The organism is Janthinobacterium sp. PC23-8, from assembly GCF_002250505.1.
Taxonomy (GTDB): Bacteria; Pseudomonadota; Gammaproteobacteria; order Burkholderiales; family Burkholderiaceae_D; genus Janthinobacterium.
Map to the genome: position 1 here is coordinate 76,145 of NZ_NJGY01000004.1, position 18,960 is coordinate 95,104.

An 18,960-nucleotide genomic window follows, 5' to 3' on the forward strand; every position below is an offset into this window, starting at 1 on the left:
CGTTAGACGCGTTCGATGATGGTGGCCGTCGCTTGGCCAATTGCTGCGCACAGGGTGATGACGGCAGTGTTGCGATCGCGGCGCTCGAGCTCATCGAGTACCGTCCCGAGTATCATTGCACCGGTGGCCCCAAGCGGATGCCCCATCGCGATCGCGCCGCCATTGACATTGACGCGGTCATGCGGCAGATCCAGCGCCCGCATATAGCGCAATACGACGGAAGAAAACGCCTCGTTGATTTCGAACAGGTCGATGTCATTGATCGACATGCCCGCGTTCCTGAGCGCCTTCAGCGTGGCCGGCGCGGGGCCCGTCAGCATCACCGTCGGATCACTGCCGATAGAGGCAAACGAGACAATTCTGGCGCGTGGCTTGAGGCCCGCCATCTGGCCGAATTCTTTGGACCCCACCAGGATCGCGGCGGCACCATCGACGATGCCGCTCGAAGAACCCGGCGTATGCCAGTGCCTGACCGCTTCGATCTGTGGATACCGTTGCAGGGCGACTGCGTCAAAGCCGCCCTGCTCGCCCATCACGTCGAAGGCGGGCTTGAGCGCCGCCAGACTCTCCGCAGTGGCGTCCGGACGAGGATACTCGTCGCGCGCCAGCACCACCTGTCCCAGCATGTCACGCACCGGCAACACGGACCGGTCGAAGCGCCCTTGCGCCCAGGCGAGCGCAGTGCGTTGCTGGCTGGCCAGGGCGTAGCCATCGAGCTGCGCACGCGTGTAGCCGTCCAGCGTGGCCAGCAGATCGGCTGACACCCCGGTCGGATTGAAATATGACTTCCAGATCGCCTGCGGATCGTTGGTCCACGCGCCCCCGCCCGACATCGGCGGCACCCTGGACATCGACTCCACGCCGCCAGCGACGATCGCCTGCGCCTGCCCCATGGCGATTTGGGCCGCCGCGAGATTGACCGCTTCGAGACCGGACGCGCAAAACCGGTCGATCTGCAAGCCCGTAACGCGTTCGTCGAAATTGGCCATGATCGCGGCCATGCGCGCAATATCGGCGCCTTGCTCGCCCACCGGACTGACGCAGCCGAGGATCACGTCGTCAACCAGCCCGGTATCGAACCGGTTGCGGTCGCGGATTGCGGCCAGTGTTTGCGCCGCCAATTGAACCGGCGTGATCTGGTGCAAGGCACCGTCCGGCCGGCCCTTCCCGCGTGGCGTGCGCACGTGATCGTAAATGAATGCTTCCTTCACTATTTCCTCCCTTTAGCAACGTCTCGGTTACTGTCTATGTGATGCGGAATGGATCGAATGCCGATTCACATCCGCCATCAATCCACCTTTTATTATACCGACGCGTCGGACTATTTATAAGTTACACCAACATCCGTGCCGCGTCAATCAACTCCTCAGGGCATCCGCCTCAGGCCGATTCCACCCGAGCCGGAATCGTGCTCGGCTTGCGACCGGACCCGGACTTACAGGCTGCGGCCAATCAGCTCTTTCATGATTTCGCTGCTGCCGCCATACACGCGCTGCACGCGCGCATCGGCCCAGGCGCGCGTGATCGGGTATTCCCACATATATCCATATCCGCCATGCAACTGCACACACCGGTCGAGGGCGCGGAACTGCATCTCGGTAGTCCAGTATTTGGCCATCGATGCCGTCGCCGCATCGAGTTTTTTCTCGAGCAGCAATTCGATGCAGCGATCGACGAACACCCGGCCCAGCTGCAACTCGGTCTTGATATCGGCCAGTGCATGGCTGACGGTCTGAAATTCGGCGATCGGACGCTGGAACGCCTTGCGCTCGCGCGTGTAGCGCAAGGTCCAATCAAGGGCCGCCTCGACGGACGCGATCGCCAGGATCGAGATCTGCAGGCGTTCCCACGGCAGATCCTGCATCAGATACTGGAAGCCGCGTCCTTCTTCGCCCAGCAGATTGGCAGCGGGAACGCGCACGTTGTCAAAGAACAGTTCGGACGTGTCCTGGGCTTTCATCCCGGCTTTCTTGAGACGCTTGCCTTTTGTAAATCCAGGCATCGAGGTATCGACCACGAACAGGCTGATGCCTTTCGAGCCCGCAGCCGGATCGGTCTTGGCGACCACGATCACCAGATCGGCATGCCAGCCGTTGGTGATGAAGGTCTTGGAACCATTCAAGATATAGCTGTCGCCGTCGCGTACTGCGGACGTGGTCACACCCTGCAGGTCGGAACCGGTGCCGGGCTCGCTCATCGCGATCGCACTGATCATTTCGCCGGTTGCCATTTTCGGCAAATAGGTCGATTTGAGGTGCTCATTGCCATAATGAAGGAGATAAGGCGCGACGATTTCCGAATGCAAGGGGAAACCGAGGCCGGAGGCGCCGATCCGCGATTGCTCTTCCATCAGCACCACGCTGTGGAGGATATCGCCGCCGGCGCCACCGTATTGCTCCGGCATGCTGGCGCAAAGAAATCCCGCCGCGCCCGCCTTCAACCAGATGTCGCGATCGACATAACCCTGTTCCTCCCAGCGCTCGTGGTGTGGCGCGACTTCGGCTTGCATGAAGTGGCGTGCGGTTTCACGCAGCATGTTGTGTTCTTCAGTAAATATCGTGCGTGGAATCATGTATCAGCTCCAGGTTTAACAATCGAACAAGCGTTCACGCCATCGAACGGGGCAGGCAGCGCTGCGGCCGATGGATGCCGGCACCATCATTGCAAATGACGACTTCAGCGTCCCATCCAGACCGGCGCCCTCTTTTCGAGAAAGGCGCGCAGACCTTCCTGGACATCGTCACTTGCGGCGATGGCGGCGAGTGCGGCCGCCGTGACGTCCCAGCCATGGGCGTCGTTGACGGCAAGCAGGCCGTTCATCGCTCCCAGGCACGCCTGTACCGACAGCGGTGCGTTTGCCGCGATGCGGTGCGCCATCGCCAGGGCGCCGGCCAGCGAGTCGCCGGGTGGCGCCAGCACGTTGACCAGGCCGAGCGCGTGGGCGCGCACGGCATCCATCGGCTCGCCGGTGAGCACCAGTTCGCGGGCGATATTGGGCGGCAAGGCATGCAAGGCGCGAAACAGCGCGCCGCAGGTCGGCAGCACACCGCGCACCACCTCGGGCAAGCCGAAGCGGGCGTTGTCCGCAGCAACGAGCAAATCGCACGCCAACACGATCTCCATGCCGCCGCCCAGCGCCGCACCCTCCACGGCCGCGATCAGCGGCTTGCGCCGGCGGCGCCGGATGATGCCGTACTCGCCGCCGCGCTCGGTAACGTAATCGCCACCCGAGGTGAGATCGCTGCCGGCACAGAATATCTTGTCGCCCCCCGTCAGCACGCCGACGAAGAGCTCGGGATCGTCCTCCAGGGTGTTGAAAGCGACGTCGAGTGCGTCGGCCAGCGCCCGGTCCACCGCGTTTCGCTTGTGTTCGCGCTGCATCGTGATCAGCAACACCCGGCCCTCGCGCCGCACCTGCACCAGGGCCTGCGGCGCCATGTCCGCGCCGCGCTCAACGAGCGGCTTCACGCGTCCACCCATCGAACGCTCTGTTCCAGGGTGGCGCGGGTCGTACGGAAACGATTGGCGGGATGCGCCGGATCTTCGTAGCCGAACGAGATGCCGCACACGATCTGGCGGTCCTCCGGAATCTCGAACCACTGGTGCAGGAACGGCGAGCGCATCGCGATCGCCGCCTGCGCGATACTGGCCACGCCAACGCTGCGCGCGGCCAGCATGAAGTTGTTGACATAGGCGCCGCAATCGACCGCGCCATAGGTGCCGAGCAAGGCCTCCGTGGTGATGAGCGCCATGTGCGGAGCGCCGAAGAACTTGAAGTTCTCCATGGTCTGCCGCATGGATGAGGCGCGGTCGTCCGCCGCGATGCCCAGACTGTCGTAGAGCTGCTTGCCGCATTCGCGCCGGCGCTCGCGATACACGCCGCGGTACTCGAGCGGCGGCGCAATATCCGAGCTGGCCTCGGCCTGCTCCAATTGCAGCGCCTGGCGCAGACGTTCGGTCGCTGTGGCGCCGGTCACGATGACCTGCCATGGCTGCGAGTTACACCAGGAAGGGGTGCGTTGGGCCAAGCCCAAAATCGCCTCGATGGTGCCGCGTTCCACCGGCCGGTCAAGGTAGCCGCGGCAGCTGTAACGTGCGTCCAGCACGGCTTCGAAAGTGAGCAAGGACGTTGGGGAGGAAGGTCTGTGTGTCATGGGCATCATCCGTAGCAGGAAAAGAAAACTGTCCGCGCAGGCGCGTTGCCGCAAGCGCGGACGGAGTGGTTCATGGGCACAGCAGAATCCGGCCGATGGTGTTGCGGTCCCGCACCCTGGCGGTCGCCTCGGCAAACTGCGCCAGCGGCAGCGCCGCAGCGACGCGCGGCCGGATCCTGGCGTCCCCGTGGAGCGCGGCGACTTCCTCCATCAGTGCGCTGGCCCGTGCCGGTTCGCGTGCTCCGAACTGCCGGATGTCCACCCCGACCAGGGACGCGCCTTTCATGATCGCGAGGTTGCTGCGCAGCGCGCCGATCTGGCCCCCAGCGAAGCCGACCATCAAATGCCGGCCACCCCAGCCAAGAGTGCGAAAGGCAGCATCGGTCATGTCGCCGCCGACGGTGTCGAAGACGACATCCACGCCGCCCGCAGCCAGCAACTTGACCTGATTCTTCCATTCAGGATCACCGGCGTCGACCACTTCATCGGCGCCGGATTCGAGCGCCGCCGTGCGCTTGAGCTCGCCAGACACGGCAGCGATCACCCGCGCGCCCAGCAGCTTGCCCAGCTGAACGGCTGCATGGCCGACACTGCCGGTGGCGCCCAGTACGAGCAGCGTCTCGCCGCGCTGCAGGTGGCCGCGCTCGCGCAGTCCATACAGGGCAGTGGCATACGGCACGTTGAGCACGGCGGCCTCCTCGATCGGCACGCTGGCGGCGACGCTGGTGAGCCCGGTTGGCGGCACGCAGGCATACTGCGTCCACGCACCGATGGCGCCCGAACCGCTGACCCGGTCACCGACGGCGAACCTGCTGCCGACGCCGTCGCCCAGGGCGTCCACCACACCGGCAAATTCACTGCCCGCAACAAACGGCAATGGCGGACGCAACTGATAGCCGCCGCCCGCCACCAGAAGGTCGACAAACGACACGCCACAGGCCTGCACCCGAACCCGGATCTCGCCAGGACCGGGGCTGAGCAGCGGCATCGTGTCGAGCCGTATGCCTTCATCGTAGTCATGAATTCGCAGTGCTTGCATTTCTGATTCTCTCTCGTTGGTTGTGATGTTGTTGCGCAGCGTCTGAACATTTCCCGACCGATTGTGCTCCGGCATCGGCGCACTCGCATCGTCAAAATTGATGATTCGTCTTTCCTGGCGGTCGAAGATCATGCCGTCCGATATGTGCTGCCCCGGCTTTGCATGTGCAAGGTGTCTCAGTATTGCAGCGCTTTGCGTGTATCCTGTCAGGCATCGCGAATGCATTACTTGTTACTGTCAACCTGACCGATGACTACTTCTTCCTGGAATTCCGCGCGCAAGGTTCTCGGCGCAAAACTGGCACCCCCGCCCGTCAACCCCGCGCAGGTCCTGCGCCAGGCGCTGATCAATCGCGTCTGCACCTCGCACACCACCAAGCTGGTGCTCATTCGTGCCCCCGCCGGCTTCGGCAAGACGACGCTGATGGAACAATGCCGGCACAGCTTCGCCGCCATGGGCGTGGCGACCTCCTGGCTCAACCTCGACGGCTCGGACAACGACCCGCCACGCTTCCTGAATTGCTTGCGGGCCGCGATCGGCCAGTTGACGGGCGATGAACCGCTGCCCGATGCCACTGACGGAGCATCGGAACGCGCCGTGGGCGAAACCGCGCTCTCGGTGCTCGACAGCTTGACCAGCGGCGGCCATCCCTATGCGCTGTTTCTCGACGAATTCGAGCTGATACAGGATCCGACCGTGCTTGGGCTGGTACGCCAATTGATCGATCAGTTGCCCCCCCAGGGCCGGCTGGTGATCGGCTCGCGCATGAACCCGGATCTGCCGCTCAGCCGCTTGCGCGCACGAGGACAACTGTTCGAAATCGATGCCCAGCACTTGCGCTTTTCCCTTGAAGAAACCGCCGCCTTCTTTACCGGCAACCGGCAACTGGCGCTCAGTGCCGAGGATCTCGCACTGCTGCACCGGCGCACCGAAGGCTGGGTCGCCGCGCTCTGGCTCGCATCACTGGCATTGGAGCGGCAGCAGGACCGGCACGGCTTTATCGTTCGCTTCTCCGGCTCGCACGACACCATCGATGCTTACCTGACTGACAGCGTGCTGGCGCACCAGGCACCGCAGATCCGGCACTTCCTGTTGCGTACCAGCATACTCAAGCAGCTCAGTGTGCCGCTTTGCCAAGCCCTGGTACCGGAGGCCGACGCCGAAAGCCTGCTGGCTGAACTCCAGTCGGCCGACATCTTGTTGACACCGGTGGAAGGCGAGGAACGCTGGTACCGTTACCACAGCCTGTTCTCGGGCTTTCTGCAGGCGCACCTGAAGCGCGAGGCGCCGGAAGAACTGCCCCACCTGCATCGGGTCGCGTCGGCGTGGTACGCCGAGCAGCAGCGGCCGGTCCCTGCGATCGACCATGCCATGGCAGGGGAGGATTTCGCGCGCGCGTCCGAACTGCTCGAAGGCCATGCGCCACGCTTGTTGGCGGAAGGCCGCATGCGGCTGCTGGCACGCTGGTTCGTCGACATGCCGCCTGAACTGCTGCGGCTGCAGCCGCGACTGCAAGCCATCCAGCTGTGGGCGGTGGCCTACACGCGCGGCGCGCAGGAGGCCACTGCGCTGATGAGCAGTACCGGCCTTGAACACACCAGGGATCCAGCGCTGCAGTCTTATGTGTTGCCGCTGCGGATACTATTGCCGGCGATGATGGACCGGGTGGAAGATGCGCTGGCGGTTGGCCGGCAGTGCATTACCGAATTGCCCACCGGGTCGGCGTTCACCGACGCGGTGCTGCTCAGCACCGTGGCCAGCATCTATGCCAACACGGGCGATTTCGACAACGCCCGCGCGTTGCTCGAAGTGGCACGCCGCACGCACTGGGACAAGCTGACGGGGTTCACGGAAATGTATTCCGAATCGGTCGAAGGCGTGATCGACATGCAGCAAGGCCGCTTGCGCCAGGCGCGGGCACGCATGAAGATGGCTCTGGCGGCCAGCCTCAGGGCTGGCCGCAGCGAATCGAACGGCAATGCGTGGGCCGGCGTGCTGTATGCCTGCACCCTGTACGAAGGCAATGAGCTCGATACCGTCGAACAGCTGCTACGCGCTTACGTGCCGCTGGTGTGTGATCTGGGCCTGGCCGATCTGGTGATTGTCGTCCACGTCATGCAGGCACGCATTGCCTTCCAGCGCGGCGACGTGGACCGGGCATTTCAGACGCTCACCGATCTGGAATATCTGGGGCGCCGGCGCAAGCTGACGCGTATCGTGGCCTGCGCCAAGCTGGAACGTTCCCGCGTGTTGTTGCTGCAAGGCCATGCGCAGGCGGCGCGTGAGGAACTCGACCGCGCCGAGGATGCGGCCTTGTGGGAACGCGTGGCCGGCAAGCGCATGTTCGCCAATGAGCTGGAGGACATGGCGATCGGGCGGCTGCGCTGGGAGGTCGCGGCCGGCGACGCCGCGAAGTGCCTGCCGCAGCTTGAGCACGCAATTGGCGAGGCCACCGCGACGTCGCACCATTTGCGCGGCCTGAAACTGCGCCTGCTGCAGGCTATGGCCCTGGTGCGCTCGGGCCAGCAACGGGCCAGCCACGCCGTGCTCGGCACGCTGCTCAGGCAGACCTGCAATGAAGGGTTCGTGCGCCTGATCGTCGACGAAGGTCCCGATGCCGGCTTGCTACTGAGCAACTTCATGTCAGCGATGCGGAAAGACGACATTCGCCGCACCTCGCCCATTTTTTCCGAGTATCTGCAGCGCCTGCTGCAGGCCTTTGGCAGTCTGTCGCACCTTGAAACGGCCGCCGCTGAGGATACCCTGCCCCCGCAGGGACAGCTCTCGCGCAAGGAAATCAGCGTGCTGCAGCTCGTCGCCGATGGCTACTCCGACACCGCGATGGCGGAAAAGCTGTTCGTGTCGGCCAGCACCGTGCGTACGCACTTGCGCAGTATCTACGCCAAGCTGGCGGTCCACAGCCGCATGCAGGCGGTGCTGGAAGCGCGCCGCATCGGCGCCATCTGACTTGCCGCCCCCTCGCGGGCAAAAAAAACCTTCTGAAAAACCGTCCGAAACGTCGACTAATGTGTATTATATATTTAGACCGTCGTGACGGTTTATAAATTAAATACGCACAATGCATGATTACTTCGAAGCAGTCACGGCGGAGAAATGCTCAAGGTGGGATTGCTGGCGCCCTGGCATGCCTGACCTTGGGTTTGCAAACACATCATGGAGGAGATATGTCGAATACCAGTCAAAGCCAGGTACAAGGAGCAAGCAGATGACAACCAACCATGTGCACGCCTCGCCGACCGTCGGCGCCTGGACGCTGCGGGTGCTGGCACGGCACCCGGCGGCGACCGCATTCGCCTGGGACGGGGGAACGCTCAGTTACGCTGCCGCAGCCCAGCTCATCGGCCGCATGCAAGCCGTGTTGAGCGGCGCCGGCCTCTGTCGGCCTGATCGGGTGGCGCTGCTGTCGGCCAATCGCGCCGATGTCTGGTGCGCCGGCGTCGCGGTGCAGGCGCTCGGCATGAGCACGGTCTGGCTGCATCCGCTGGGCGCATTGCCGGATCAACTCGGGCAGCTCGATCAAGTTGAAGCCGACGCGCTGATCGTCGATATCGCAAGCTTCGGTGCGCGTGGCGCTGAAATTGCCGCCCGCACGGCGCGCTTGCGCCACGTATTCACGCTCGGCCCGAGCGACTTCGGCATCGATCTGCTGGCCGCTGCGGAACAGATGGGCGACTGCCCTGCGCGCGATCTCGCGCAGCCGGATGACATCGCGACCCTCACCTTCACCGGCGGCACGACGGGCAAGTCCAAGGCAGGCGTGCGCGACCATGGTTCGATGGCCGCAATCTTCACCACGGTGCTGTCCGATTTCGACTTGCCGGCGACGCCGCGCTTTCTCGTCAACGCCCCGATCAGCCATGTCGCGGGCAGCATGGTCTTGCCGGTGCTGGCACGCGGCGGCACGGTGCATCTTGCCAGGGGCTTCGAGCCGGAACGGGAACTGGCTTACATACAGCGCGAGCGCATCAACGCCATGCTGCTGGTGCCGACCATGATCTATGCCCTGCTCGATCACCCTGCCCTCGACCAGACCGACCTCTCTTGCCTGGAGATACTGTACTACGGCGCCTCGCCCATGGCGCCGGCGCGGCTGCTCGAAGGCATCGAACGCATCGGTCCGGTATTCGCGCAGTTCTATGGCCAGACCGAATGCTATCCGATCACTGTCCTGCCCAGGCGCGACCATGATCCGCAGCGCCCGGAGTTGTTCCATGCCTGCGGCTTTCCTGCTACCGGCGTCGATGTGCGGCTGGTCGACGCCGACGACCGGCCGGTGGGCACGGGCGAGGCGGGGGAAATCTGCGTGCGCGCCCCCAGCGTGATCCGTGAGTACTGGGGCCAACCGGAGCTGACCGCCACGGCGATGCGCGATGGCTGGCTGCATACAGGCGACGTCGCACGAATGGATGCGGAAGGACGCCTGTACATCGTCGACCGGCGCTCGGACCTGATCATTACCGGCGGCTTCAATGTGTATCCGCGCGAGGTCGAGGATGCGCTCGCCACGCATTGCGCCGTCGCCATGTCTGCGGTGTTCGGCGTGCCGCACGAACGCTGGGGCGAAGCGGTGACAGCCTTCGTCGTACGACGCCCGGAGAGCGAGGTCTCCGAAGAGGACCTGATCGACTGGGTCCGGCAAATGAAAGGGAAAGTATATGCGCCCAAGCGCCTGGTTTTCGTTGCCGAGCTGCCGCTGACGTCGGTCGGCAAGATCGACAAGAAGCAGCTGCGCGCGGCCGCGCTGGGCACTGTGTCATGAGCGCCTTGCCACCCTCGATTGCGCGGCGGCTGCGGCTGCCGCTGATCGCCGCCCCGATGTTCCTGGTGTCGGGTCCGGATCTGGTCATCGCCGCTTGCAGGGCCGGCGTGATCGGCTCCTTTCCGACGGCAAACTGCCGCACCGTCGACGAGCTCGAACACTGGCTCGATCGCATCAACACCGCGCTGACGCCGCAGGACGCCCCCTTTTGCCCGAATCTGATCATGCGCCGCGAAGATCTGCGCCAGCATCTCGATTGTCTGCTGCGCCACAAGGTGGAAATGGTCATCACCAGCGTCGGCTCTCCGCAAGCGGTGGTCGGCCCGCTGCACGACATCGGCTGCCTGGTATTCGCCGATGTCGCCTCGGTACAGCATGCCAGGAAAGCGATCGCGGCGGGGGTCGATGGCCTGATCCTGCTCACCGCCGGCGCCGGCGGCCAGACAGGGTGGGCAAACGGCTTCGCGTTCGCGCGCGCGGTCCGTGAATTCTTCTCCGGTCCCATGGTGCTCGCCGGCGGCATTGCCGATGGCCAGGCGCTGTGGGCCGCGCAAGTGCTCGGCTGCGACCTGGCCTATATGGGCACCAAGTTCATCGCCACGCGCGAGAGCCTTGCCACCACTGCCTATCGCGAGATGCTGGTGCGCAGCAGTGTCGATGACATCCTGCTCACGACGGCCGTGACGGGGCTCGAAACCAATATGCTGCGTCCCTCGCTCGAGGCCGCCGGCCTCGACCCGGCGCAGCTATCAGGCGCCATCGGCCAGGAGCCTGCGGCCATGCTGTTTGCCAGCAAGCCCGAGGGGCCGTCGGGCGCCTCGCGCTGGCGCGATATCTGGAGCGCCGGGCACTCCGTATCCGGGGTGCGAGCCATCGGCGACGTGTCGGAACTGGTCAATTGCACGCGCGCCGAATACGAGGCCGCACGCGCCGCCACGCAACAACTGATGACCTTCGGAGAGGACGCCTGATCGCAGCAGCGACCGCACTGCGGCCGGTGTCGCCACCGCGCCGCATGCCGAAACTGTCTTATACCACCGCCGCAAGCCTGGATGCATGGTCGATTGCCCGCTTTGCATCGAGTTCACCGGCCTCGAAGGCGCCGCCTATCACCGTTGCGTGTATGTCCAGCGCCAGCAATTGCTCGTAGACGTCGCGCCGCGACAATTGACCGGCGCACACGATGACCGTGTCGACCTCAAGCAACCTGGCTTCGCCATGAACACGGACGTGCAGGCCAGCATCATCTATCTTCAGGTACTCCACCCCATTGAGCATCTTCACGCCGCGGCGGGTCAGTGCCAGCCGGTGCGCCCAGCCCGTCGTGCGTCCCAGGCCATTGCCCACCTTGTCTGTCTTGCGCTGCATGAGATAGATCGTGCGGTCCGTGCTCGCAAGCTGCGGTTGTATGCCGGCCACACCGCCGCGCGGGTGGCCACTGAAGTCGATGCCCCATTCCCTGGCAAACACTTGCACGTCGAGCGCGCCGGAAGGCCCGGCGTGCGAGATCATCTGTGCCACGTCAAACCCGATGCCGCCGGCCCCCATGATCGCCACGCGCTTGCCGATCGGCGCTCTGCCAAGGATGGCGTCGATGTAGCCGACCACCTTGGGATGGTCGATGCCATCGAGTACCGGCATGCGCGGTTCAATACCGGTGGCCACGATGACTTCATCGAACGCCATGGCCTTGACCGCTGCAGCGCTGACCGCAGTGTTCAGGCGCAGATCAATTCCATGGACATCGATCATCTTGCGGAAATAGCGCAAGGTTTCATGGAATTCCTCCTTGCCGGGAATGCGTTTGGCCAGGTTGAACTGTCCGCCAATTTCGTTGGAAGCCTCGAACAACGTCACTTTGTGACCACGCTGCGCTGCTACCGTTGCAAAAGCCAGGCCCGATGGGCCGGCGCCGATCACCGCGAGATTCTTGGGCGCTTTTGACGGCAGGTAATTGAGCGTGGTCTCGTGGCAGGCGCGCGGATTGACCAGACAGCTTACCTGGCGTAAGCCGTCGAACCCGTGATCGAGGCAGGCCTGGTTACAGGCAATGCAGGTGTTGATTTCGTCTTCGCGCCCCTGCTGTGCCTTGAGCATGATTTCCGGGTCGGCCAGCATGGGGCGGGCCATGGAAATGAGATCGGCGTCTCCGCGCGCCAGCACGGCTTCTGCCACATCGGGCATGTTGATGCGGTTGCTGGTAATCAGGGGAACCGACAGCAATTGGCGAAGCTTGCCGGTTACCTGGGTAAAAGCCGCGCGCGGCACCATCGTTGCGATGGTTGGCACCGGCGCTTCATGCCAGCAGAAGTGCGTGCTGACGATATTCACGCCGGCCGCTTCGACTGCTTTGGAAAGCTGGACCACTTCATCCCATGACAGGCCATCTTCCAGCATATCCATTGCGGGAACGCGATAGATCACAATAAAGCTGGGGCCGACCGCGGCGCGCACACGCCGCACGACTTCGACGGGGAAGCGCATCCTGTTGTCGAAGCTTCCGCCCCATTGATCGGTGCGCTGATTGGTCCTTTCAAGCAGGAACGTGGACAGCAGGTAACCCGCCGAGCCGATGATTTCCACCCCGTCGTAGCCGGCCTCTTGTGCCAATAACGCACAGTTTGCGAAATCGTTCAATTGCTTGTCGATTCCCGCCTCGTCCAGCGCGCGCGGGGAAAAGGCCCCGATCCGTGATTTGATCGCGGATGGCGCCACACAGTCCGGCGTATGGGCAAGCGAACCCATGTGCAGAATTTGCAGGCAAATTTTGACGTCGGGCGCTGCCGCGTGGACAGCCTCGGTCACGAGGCGGTGCCGGGAGGCGTTCACGTCCTTGTGCAGACCCATGCCGCCCTCGGCGTTGGGTGACATGCCGCCCGTAATAATCATGCCTACCCCGCCCCGTGCACGTTCCGCATAGTAGGCCGCCATGCGCGCGAAGCCGTCCTCGGCTTCTTCGAGCCCGGTGTGCATCGAGCCCATGATCGCGCGATTTTTCAATCGGGTGAAACCGAGGTCGAGTGGCGAGAAAAGTAGCGGGTAGGAAGTGGGTTTGTTCATTGATGCTCCTTGAGAATGCGTCGATTCCATTCCGAGTATGTGGCCACGACGCCCCCCGGGAGGAAGCCATCGCGATCGAGCGGACACTCGCCCGCAAGCAATATTAGACCGACGCGTCGGTTAATGTCAATAACTGCTCAGAATCTGACCGGCGCCGCAGTTGCGCCACATTGTCCTTGACTTTGACTTGCCACCCGATTAAGTTATAGTCCGACCAGTCGGTCTTATTATAAAATCAGATGGCGCCCCGCCAGACTGGCACGACCTGTCGTGATAATGAACAGATCAGTTCCGCCCGATCCTATCGAAGGGAATGAATATATATGCGCAATCTTTCCATCAAGCTGAAGCTGACCATGTTCGCCGGCGCAACGCTCGCGTTACTCTTGCTGGTGGCCATTTCCGGCCGGCTCGCCACGCTCGCGATCGGCGACAAGCTCAATGCGCTAAGCGAGCAAACACTGCCTGCGGTCACCAACCTGATGCACATGAGGACCTGGCAACTGACCTCCATCGCCGAAGGCAAGGCGTCCATGACCTGGGATGGCGCAGAATTCGACGCGCCGAATAGTCAGTCCGACGGCATCGAGGAGGGCCACGCCTATTTTGCCGAAGTGCTGAAGGCAAAGCTGGCTGCGGATCAACTGGCGCAACGGTACTTCGACAGCTACGCCAAATTGCCCAAGACGCCGGAAGAGGCAAAGACCTGGACATTGCTGCAGCACGCGTGGCAAGGCTATCTGACGTCGAACGCGGAACAGGTGGAGAACCTCAAGCGTGTCAGCGAAGAAGCGGACTGGAATCGCATGGCCACCGAAATCAAGGGCTTCTGGCGCGCGGACTATCAATTGCAGCGCTCGAGCAAACAGATCCAGACCTTGCTCGACACGCTGATCACACTCAACCTGACCTACGCCGAGCACGCCACGAGCGACGGCCGCGACACCCGGCAGCGCGCCGGCTGGCTGACGCTCCTGGTCGGCGGCGCCGCCTTGCTGATCTGCGCCGGCGGCTCATGGTGGGTCACGCGCAGCATCACGGTACCATTGGGACATGCCGTCAGAATCGCCCGCATTGTCGCCGATGGCGATCTCAGCACGACCGTCGAGGTCCTGTCAACGGACGAAACTGGAAGACTGATGCTTGCCTTGCGCGACATGAACGGCAGCCTGGAACGTATCGTCGCGGACGTGCGCTCCGATACCGAATCGATCGCGAGCGCCTCGCGTCAAATTGCCGCTGGCAACCTCGATCTGTCCGCACGCACCGAGCAACAAAGCGCAACCCTGGAAGAAACCTCGGCCGCCTTGCAAGATCTCACCGTCACGGTCAAACACAATGCCGATAGCGCGCACCACGCAAACGCGCTGGCGCGCTCGGCCACCGACGTGGCCAGCAGAGGCGGCGCCGTCGTCGCCCAAGTCGTCGACACCATGAACTCGATCCACGCCTCCGCCCAAAAAATCGTCAACATCATCGCCGTGATCGATGGCATCGCGTTCCAGACCAATATTCTGGCCTTGAACGCGGCAGTGGAAGCGGCGCGCGCTGGCGAGCAAGGACGGGGCTTTGCCGTGGTGGCAGCGGAAGTGCGCAGTCTTGCGCAGCGCTCGGCCAGCGCGGCAAAGGAAATCAAAGATCTCATTGGCGATTCCAGCGACAAGGTTGAGGCCGGCAGGAAACTGGTGGGCCAGGCCGGCATGACCATGACCGACATCGTCGACAGCGTCAAACAGGTCACGGACATCGTCAACGACATCGCGGTGGCGAGTGCCGCGCAAACGGACGGACTTGAGCAGATCAACCTGGCCATTCAAGGCATGGACGAAGTCACTCAGCAAAACGCGGCTTTGGTCGAAGAGGCGGCGGCCGCATCGAGTTCGATGCAGCAATTGGCGCAAAGGCTGACGCAAGGGGTGAGCCTGTTCAAATTAAAGCCAACACTGGCACTCGATTCTGTTCCCGCACTTGGGCTGCCAGGCGACCCAACCCGGTCGCATCTGGTGCGCGCGCTGGTATGACAGCAATGTGCATTCTTGCGCCATTAGTATTGTTTCGGAGAAAACATCAATGAAAATCCTGATTGTCCATGCCCATCATGAGCCCCAGTCATTCAACGCGGCACTGCTCCATCGCGCGCTCGACACGCTCCCGGCACTAGGACACGAAGTCAAGGTATCGGACCTCCATGCAATGGATTTCAATCCTGTCGCGACCGCCGCCGACTTTCATGCACGGCGCTTTCCCGAAGCGCTCCAATACGACCGCGAGCAAAAATACGCCCATCAGCACAACGGCTTTTCCGCCGACATACAAGACGAGATCGACAAAGTGATCTGGTGCGATTTTTTGATCCTTCAATTTCCACTTTGGTGGTATTCGGTCCCCGCCATCATGAAGGGCTGGATCGACCGGGTTTTCGTCAACGGCGTCGCCTACGGCAAAGGCATGCGCATGGATAGTGGTGGTCTGAAGGGGCGGCGCGCCATGCTGACGATGACTACCGGCTGTTACCCGGAGATGGTGGCACCGGGCGGATTGCTCGGCAGTCTGGATGTCCTTCTGTGGCATCTGCAGGCCGGCACGCTCGCCTACGCCGGATTTGAAGTCTTGCCGCCATTTGCTGCCTGGTCGATCCACTATACTGACCAGGAACAACGCGCCCAATATCTCGAACAGTACACGGCCCGCTTGTCCACACTCGCAACGACGGAATCGATGTACTTCCACCCGCTCGCTGACTTTGGCACGGATTGGCAGCTCAAACCGGGAATCGCGCCGCGCGCGGCAGGACAAAAATAGAGGCATTGCGGCGGCGCTTGCGGCAGCCGCCGCCCCGCTCCCGATAGAGAGTCGACGACGGCGCCAGCGCCGGGCAAGGGGAACCGTCAGGCAAGCTGCGCGGTCATCTGCGGCACGATATCAAACAAGTCACCGACGAGACCGTAGTCGGCAACCGCGAAGATGGGCGCCTCCGGGTCCTTGTTCACGGCGACAATGACTTTCGACTCCTTCATGCCGGCCAGATGCTGGATCGCGCCGGAAATGCCAACCGCGATATACAGCTGGGGAGCGACGATCTTGCCGGTCTGCCCTATTTGCCAGTCATTCGGCACATAGCCCGCATCGACCGCTGCGCGTGAGGCGCCTACCGCAGCGCCGAGCCGCCCTGCCAGGGCCTCGATGAGCGCGAAATTCTCCCCGCTCCCCATGCCGCGCCCGCCTGAAACAATCACCTTGGCGGCAGTCAGCTCCGGCCGGTCCGAGGTGGCCAGCGCATGGCTGACGAATGCCGACCTGGCAAAATCGGCCACCGCCGCGACCGATGCAATGGGTGCGGCGCCACCCGGGGCGGCGGCGGCGAAGGCCGTGCCGCGCACCGTGAGCACCTTGACCGTATCATCCGATTGCACGGTTGCGACGGCGTTGCCGGCATAGATGGGGCGCTCGAATGTGTCGGGCGCCACGACCCTGGTGATTTCCGAAATCTGATCAACGCCCAGCAGTGCGGCGACGCGCGGCATGAAGTTCTTGCCGAACGCCGTCGCCGGCGCCAGGACATGGCTATACCCGCTGGCCATCGCCAGCACCTGTCCGGCAAGATTTTCGGCCAGGCCATGGGCCAGGTGTGTGTCGTCTGCCACAAACACCCTGGCAACGCCGCTGATCGACGCGGCAGCTGTGGCTGCCAAAGCGCACTGGTGCCCGACGATGAGGACATGGACCTCGCCACCGCAGGCGAGCGCGGCGGTCAAGGTAGGGAGCGTACTTCCTTTAATGGAGACGTTATCGTGTTCAGCAATGACGAGAGCGGTCATGATTTCCTGGATTGGTGGGCTTGCAATGGAAGGGAACGGGTGGTTTACCCGTCAATAATTGAACGAATTGGCAGGCCGCGTTGCCTGGCGCCGACACGCCAGCACTGGGCGCCCTGATCTGCATTTGGAGTTGCGCCAAATCCGGCAAGGGCGCTCGCTGGGCCTGGCGCCGCATGAGCCATGCGCGCACTTCTTCCTTGGTCGGTTGCCGGTTCATGGCACACTCCTTTCATCACAGCGGTCAGATGACCTTGGCTTCGTTCCGCAACTTGTCCAACAGCGTGGCGACATCTTTCACGATCACGCCGGCAGGCCGCGTGGACGGCGCCGCGACCTTCAGCGTGCTGACGCGCGAGGCGACATCGACACCAAGCTCGTCTGGTGTCAGCACGGCCAGCGGTTTCTTCTTCGCCTTCATGATGTTCGGCAAGGTCACATAGCGCGGCACGTTCAGGCGCAAATCCGTCGTGACAATCGCCGGCAGGCGCAGGTTCAATGTTTCAAGGCCACCGTCCACTTCACGGGTGACGATGGCGGCGCCATCGGCCAGGGCAAGCTGCGACGCAAACGTCGCTTGCGGCCAACCGAGCAGCGCGGCGAGCATCTGGCCGGTCTGGTTGCAGTCGTCGTCGATGGCCTGCTTGCCAAGCAAAATCAGCGCCGGCTGCTCGCGCATGGCAATTGCCGCAAGCAAACGCGCCACCGCCAATGGGCGCAACTGGGCGTCGGTCTCGACCAGAATCGCGCGGTCCGCGCCCGCCGCCATTGCGGCGCGCAAGGTTTCCTGGCACGCGCTGGCGCCACACGACACGGCGACAAGTTCGCTCACCGCACCGGCCTCCTTGAGACGCAGCGCTTCTTCCAGCGCGATTTCATCGAACGGATTCATGGACATCTTGACATTGGCCGTCTCGACGCCGCTGCCGTCCGCCTTGACATGCACGCGGATGGCGGAATCGACGACACGTTTAACTGCGATCAATACTTTCATTTTTTAACCGTTCCAGATTGTTGATTCAAGAAGGCCGCCGAGCCACCGCCGGCCGTGCCCGCCAAGACGAGTTGGTGTCTCGCATGCCGTATTATAAATAGTCCGACGCGTCTGTCAATTAAAAGATAGTGATTGACTGCTGACATGCCACCGCTGGCGGCGCATGAGCAGCCGCTGCCGCCCCTTCAGGCGAATACAAGCATTGCATTTGCCTGCCACACGTCATACAATAAACCGACAGGGCGGTCTATAAATTAGATTGAAAAAAGCCCGGCCGCGCGCAGCGCAGCCGGGCTGGTGGCGGACCAAGCCGATTATTTCTCGGCAAGGAACCCGCGCAGAAACAAGCGCGATATCCGCTCAACGAGCTCTTGCGGCTTGATGGCTCCGGTGGGCTTATACCAGGTATCGGTCCAGTTCATCATGCCTATCAGGAGCATCCCGTAGGGCTTGTACAAGGAATCGTCCAGAGTGGGATTCACGGCGCGCAAATACTCCGTGACCAGATCGAGCACTTTGGTTTCCAATTTCTGAATCGGGTCGAGCATCGCTTTTGGCAGGAATTTTACATCGTTCATTGCAACAACATGTCGCCGGCGCGTCTGTGCCGACTTTTGGGTGAAGGTCTGCACCATTGCCAGGAAGCGTACTTGCGGATCGGATCCGCTCGTTTCGATGCTCATGATGGCGGAAATGACGGAATCGAGATGATCTTTGAGAATGGCAAACAAAATCTCGTCTTTGGTGGGGAAGTAATGGTACAACATCGATTTCGACGCTTTGCAGTTCTTGGCAATCTGCTCCATTTTCACGCCAGGATAGCCGGTCTTGGCGAACAAGGCAGCTGCCGCATCCATGATTTGCTTCATCTTGAGATCGTAATCATCAGCACGAACGCGTGACATATTCTAATTTCCTAACTTAAATTACAGAGTGGTATGCCGGTGCTCGACCGGGTAAATGTGCAAGGAAGATGGCTTCGCCATAGGCTGCGGTAACAGCGGACCGGCTCGGCGACAACGCGTAACGGCGGCCCATTCATAAACCGTCGCGGCGGTAGTTTATCATGAATTGCTTGACTTTCGCCCCGATTCTTGCATCGGATTCGCCAGCATGTC

General features: G+C 62.5%; 14 protein-coding genes. 5 read left to right on the plus strand and 9 right to left on the minus strand.

All coding sequences use genetic code 11. From position 1 onward, the window contains the following. Nucleotides 1-2: 2 nt before the first annotated feature. From CD932_RS23955 to CD932_RS23975, 5 genes are all read right to left on the minus strand, one after another. Complete coding sequence (locus CD932_RS23955; RefSeq protein ID WP_094445414.1) at nt 3-1,211, minus strand: acetyl-CoA C-acetyltransferase; 1,209 nt, start codon at nt 1,209-1,211, stop codon at nt 3-5. Between the two features lie 224 nt (nt 1,212-1,435). Then, on the minus strand, nt 1,436-2,572 hold the full coding sequence (locus CD932_RS23960; RefSeq protein ID WP_094445415.1) for an acyl-CoA dehydrogenase family protein: 1,137 nt from the start codon (nt 2,570-2,572) through the stop codon (nt 1,436-1,438). Nucleotides 2,573-2,676: 104 nt separating this feature from the next. Further along, nucleotides 2,677-3,468 (minus strand): enoyl-CoA hydratase-related protein, encoded by a 792-nt coding sequence (locus CD932_RS23965; RefSeq protein WP_217907360.1) that lies wholly within the window; start codon nt 3,466-3,468, stop codon nt 2,677-2,679. Then, nucleotides 3,465-4,154: a nitroreductase gene (locus CD932_RS23970; protein WP_094445840.1), complete on the minus strand. Its 690-nt coding sequence runs from the start codon at nt 4,152-4,154 to the stop codon at nt 3,465-3,467. The genes CD932_RS23965 and CD932_RS23970 overlap by 4 nt, the downstream gene beginning before the upstream one ends. Nucleotides 4,155-4,224: 70 nt before the next feature. Further along, nucleotides 4,225-5,325: an NADPH:quinone oxidoreductase family protein gene (locus CD932_RS23975; RefSeq protein WP_254926749.1), complete on the minus strand. Its 1,101-nt coding sequence runs from the start codon at nt 5,323-5,325 to the stop codon at nt 4,225-4,227. A gap of 117 nt (nt 5,326-5,442) precedes the next feature. Between CD932_RS23975 and CD932_RS23980 the strand changes: the two genes are divergently transcribed. From CD932_RS23980 to CD932_RS23990, 3 genes are all read left to right on the plus strand, one after another. Then, a complete protein-coding gene (locus tag CD932_RS23980; protein WP_094445416.1) occupies nt 5,443-8,160 on the plus strand; it encodes a LuxR C-terminal-related transcriptional regulator in 2,718 nt (905 codons plus the stop codon). Between the two features lie 259 nt (nt 8,161-8,419). Next, complete coding sequence (locus CD932_RS23985; protein WP_094445417.1) at nt 8,420-9,973, plus strand: AMP-binding protein; 1,554 nt, start codon at nt 8,420-8,422, stop codon at nt 9,971-9,973. Continuing rightward, nucleotides 9,970-10,944 (plus strand): nitronate monooxygenase family protein, encoded by a 975-nt coding sequence (locus CD932_RS23990; protein WP_094445418.1) that lies wholly within the window; start codon nt 9,970-9,972, stop codon nt 10,942-10,944. Before CD932_RS23985 ends, CD932_RS23990 begins: the two co-directional genes overlap by 4 nt. A 58-nt stretch (nt 10,945-11,002) precedes the next feature. Here the strand turns inward: CD932_RS23990 and CD932_RS23995 are convergent, their stop codons facing one another. Beyond that, nucleotides 11,003-13,033: an FAD-dependent oxidoreductase gene (locus tag CD932_RS23995; protein WP_094445419.1), complete on the minus strand. Its 2,031-nt coding sequence runs from the start codon at nt 13,031-13,033 to the stop codon at nt 11,003-11,005. Between the two features lie 356 nt (nt 13,034-13,389). On the opposite strand from CD932_RS23995, the gene CD932_RS29705 reads away from it, so the two are divergent. Beyond that, nucleotides 13,390-15,054: a methyl-accepting chemotaxis protein gene (locus tag CD932_RS29705; protein WP_303396102.1), complete on the plus strand. Its 1,665-nt coding sequence runs from the start codon at nt 13,390-13,392 to the stop codon at nt 15,052-15,054. A 49-nt stretch (nt 15,055-15,103) separates the two neighbouring features. Further along, complete coding sequence (locus CD932_RS24005) at nt 15,104-15,835, plus strand: NAD(P)H-dependent oxidoreductase (RefSeq protein WP_094445420.1); 732 nt, start codon at nt 15,104-15,106, stop codon at nt 15,833-15,835. A gap of 86 nt (nt 15,836-15,921) precedes the next feature. Here the strand turns inward: CD932_RS24005 and CD932_RS24010 are convergent, their stop codons facing one another. The 3 genes from CD932_RS24010 to CD932_RS24020 all read right to left on the minus strand — a co-directional run bounded on the left by CD932_RS24010 (nt 15,922) and on the right by CD932_RS24020 (nt 18,747). Then, the gene (locus CD932_RS24010; protein ID WP_094445421.1) at nt 15,922-16,851 is read right to left on the minus strand and encodes an electron transfer flavoprotein subunit alpha/FixB family protein; all 930 of its coding nucleotides are present in this window, start codon (nt 16,849-16,851) and stop codon (nt 15,922-15,924) included. 241 nt (nt 16,852-17,092) lie between these two features. Continuing rightward, nucleotides 17,093-17,842: an electron transfer flavoprotein subunit beta/FixA family protein gene (locus tag CD932_RS24015; RefSeq protein WP_094445422.1), complete on the minus strand. Its 750-nt coding sequence runs from the start codon at nt 17,840-17,842 to the stop codon at nt 17,093-17,095. 314 nt (nt 17,843-18,156) lie between these two features. Further along, entirely contained in the window at nt 18,157-18,747 is a 591-nt protein-coding gene (locus CD932_RS24020) for a TetR/AcrR family transcriptional regulator (RefSeq protein ID WP_094445423.1), read from the minus strand. Nucleotides 18,748-18,960: the final 213 nt, after the last annotated feature.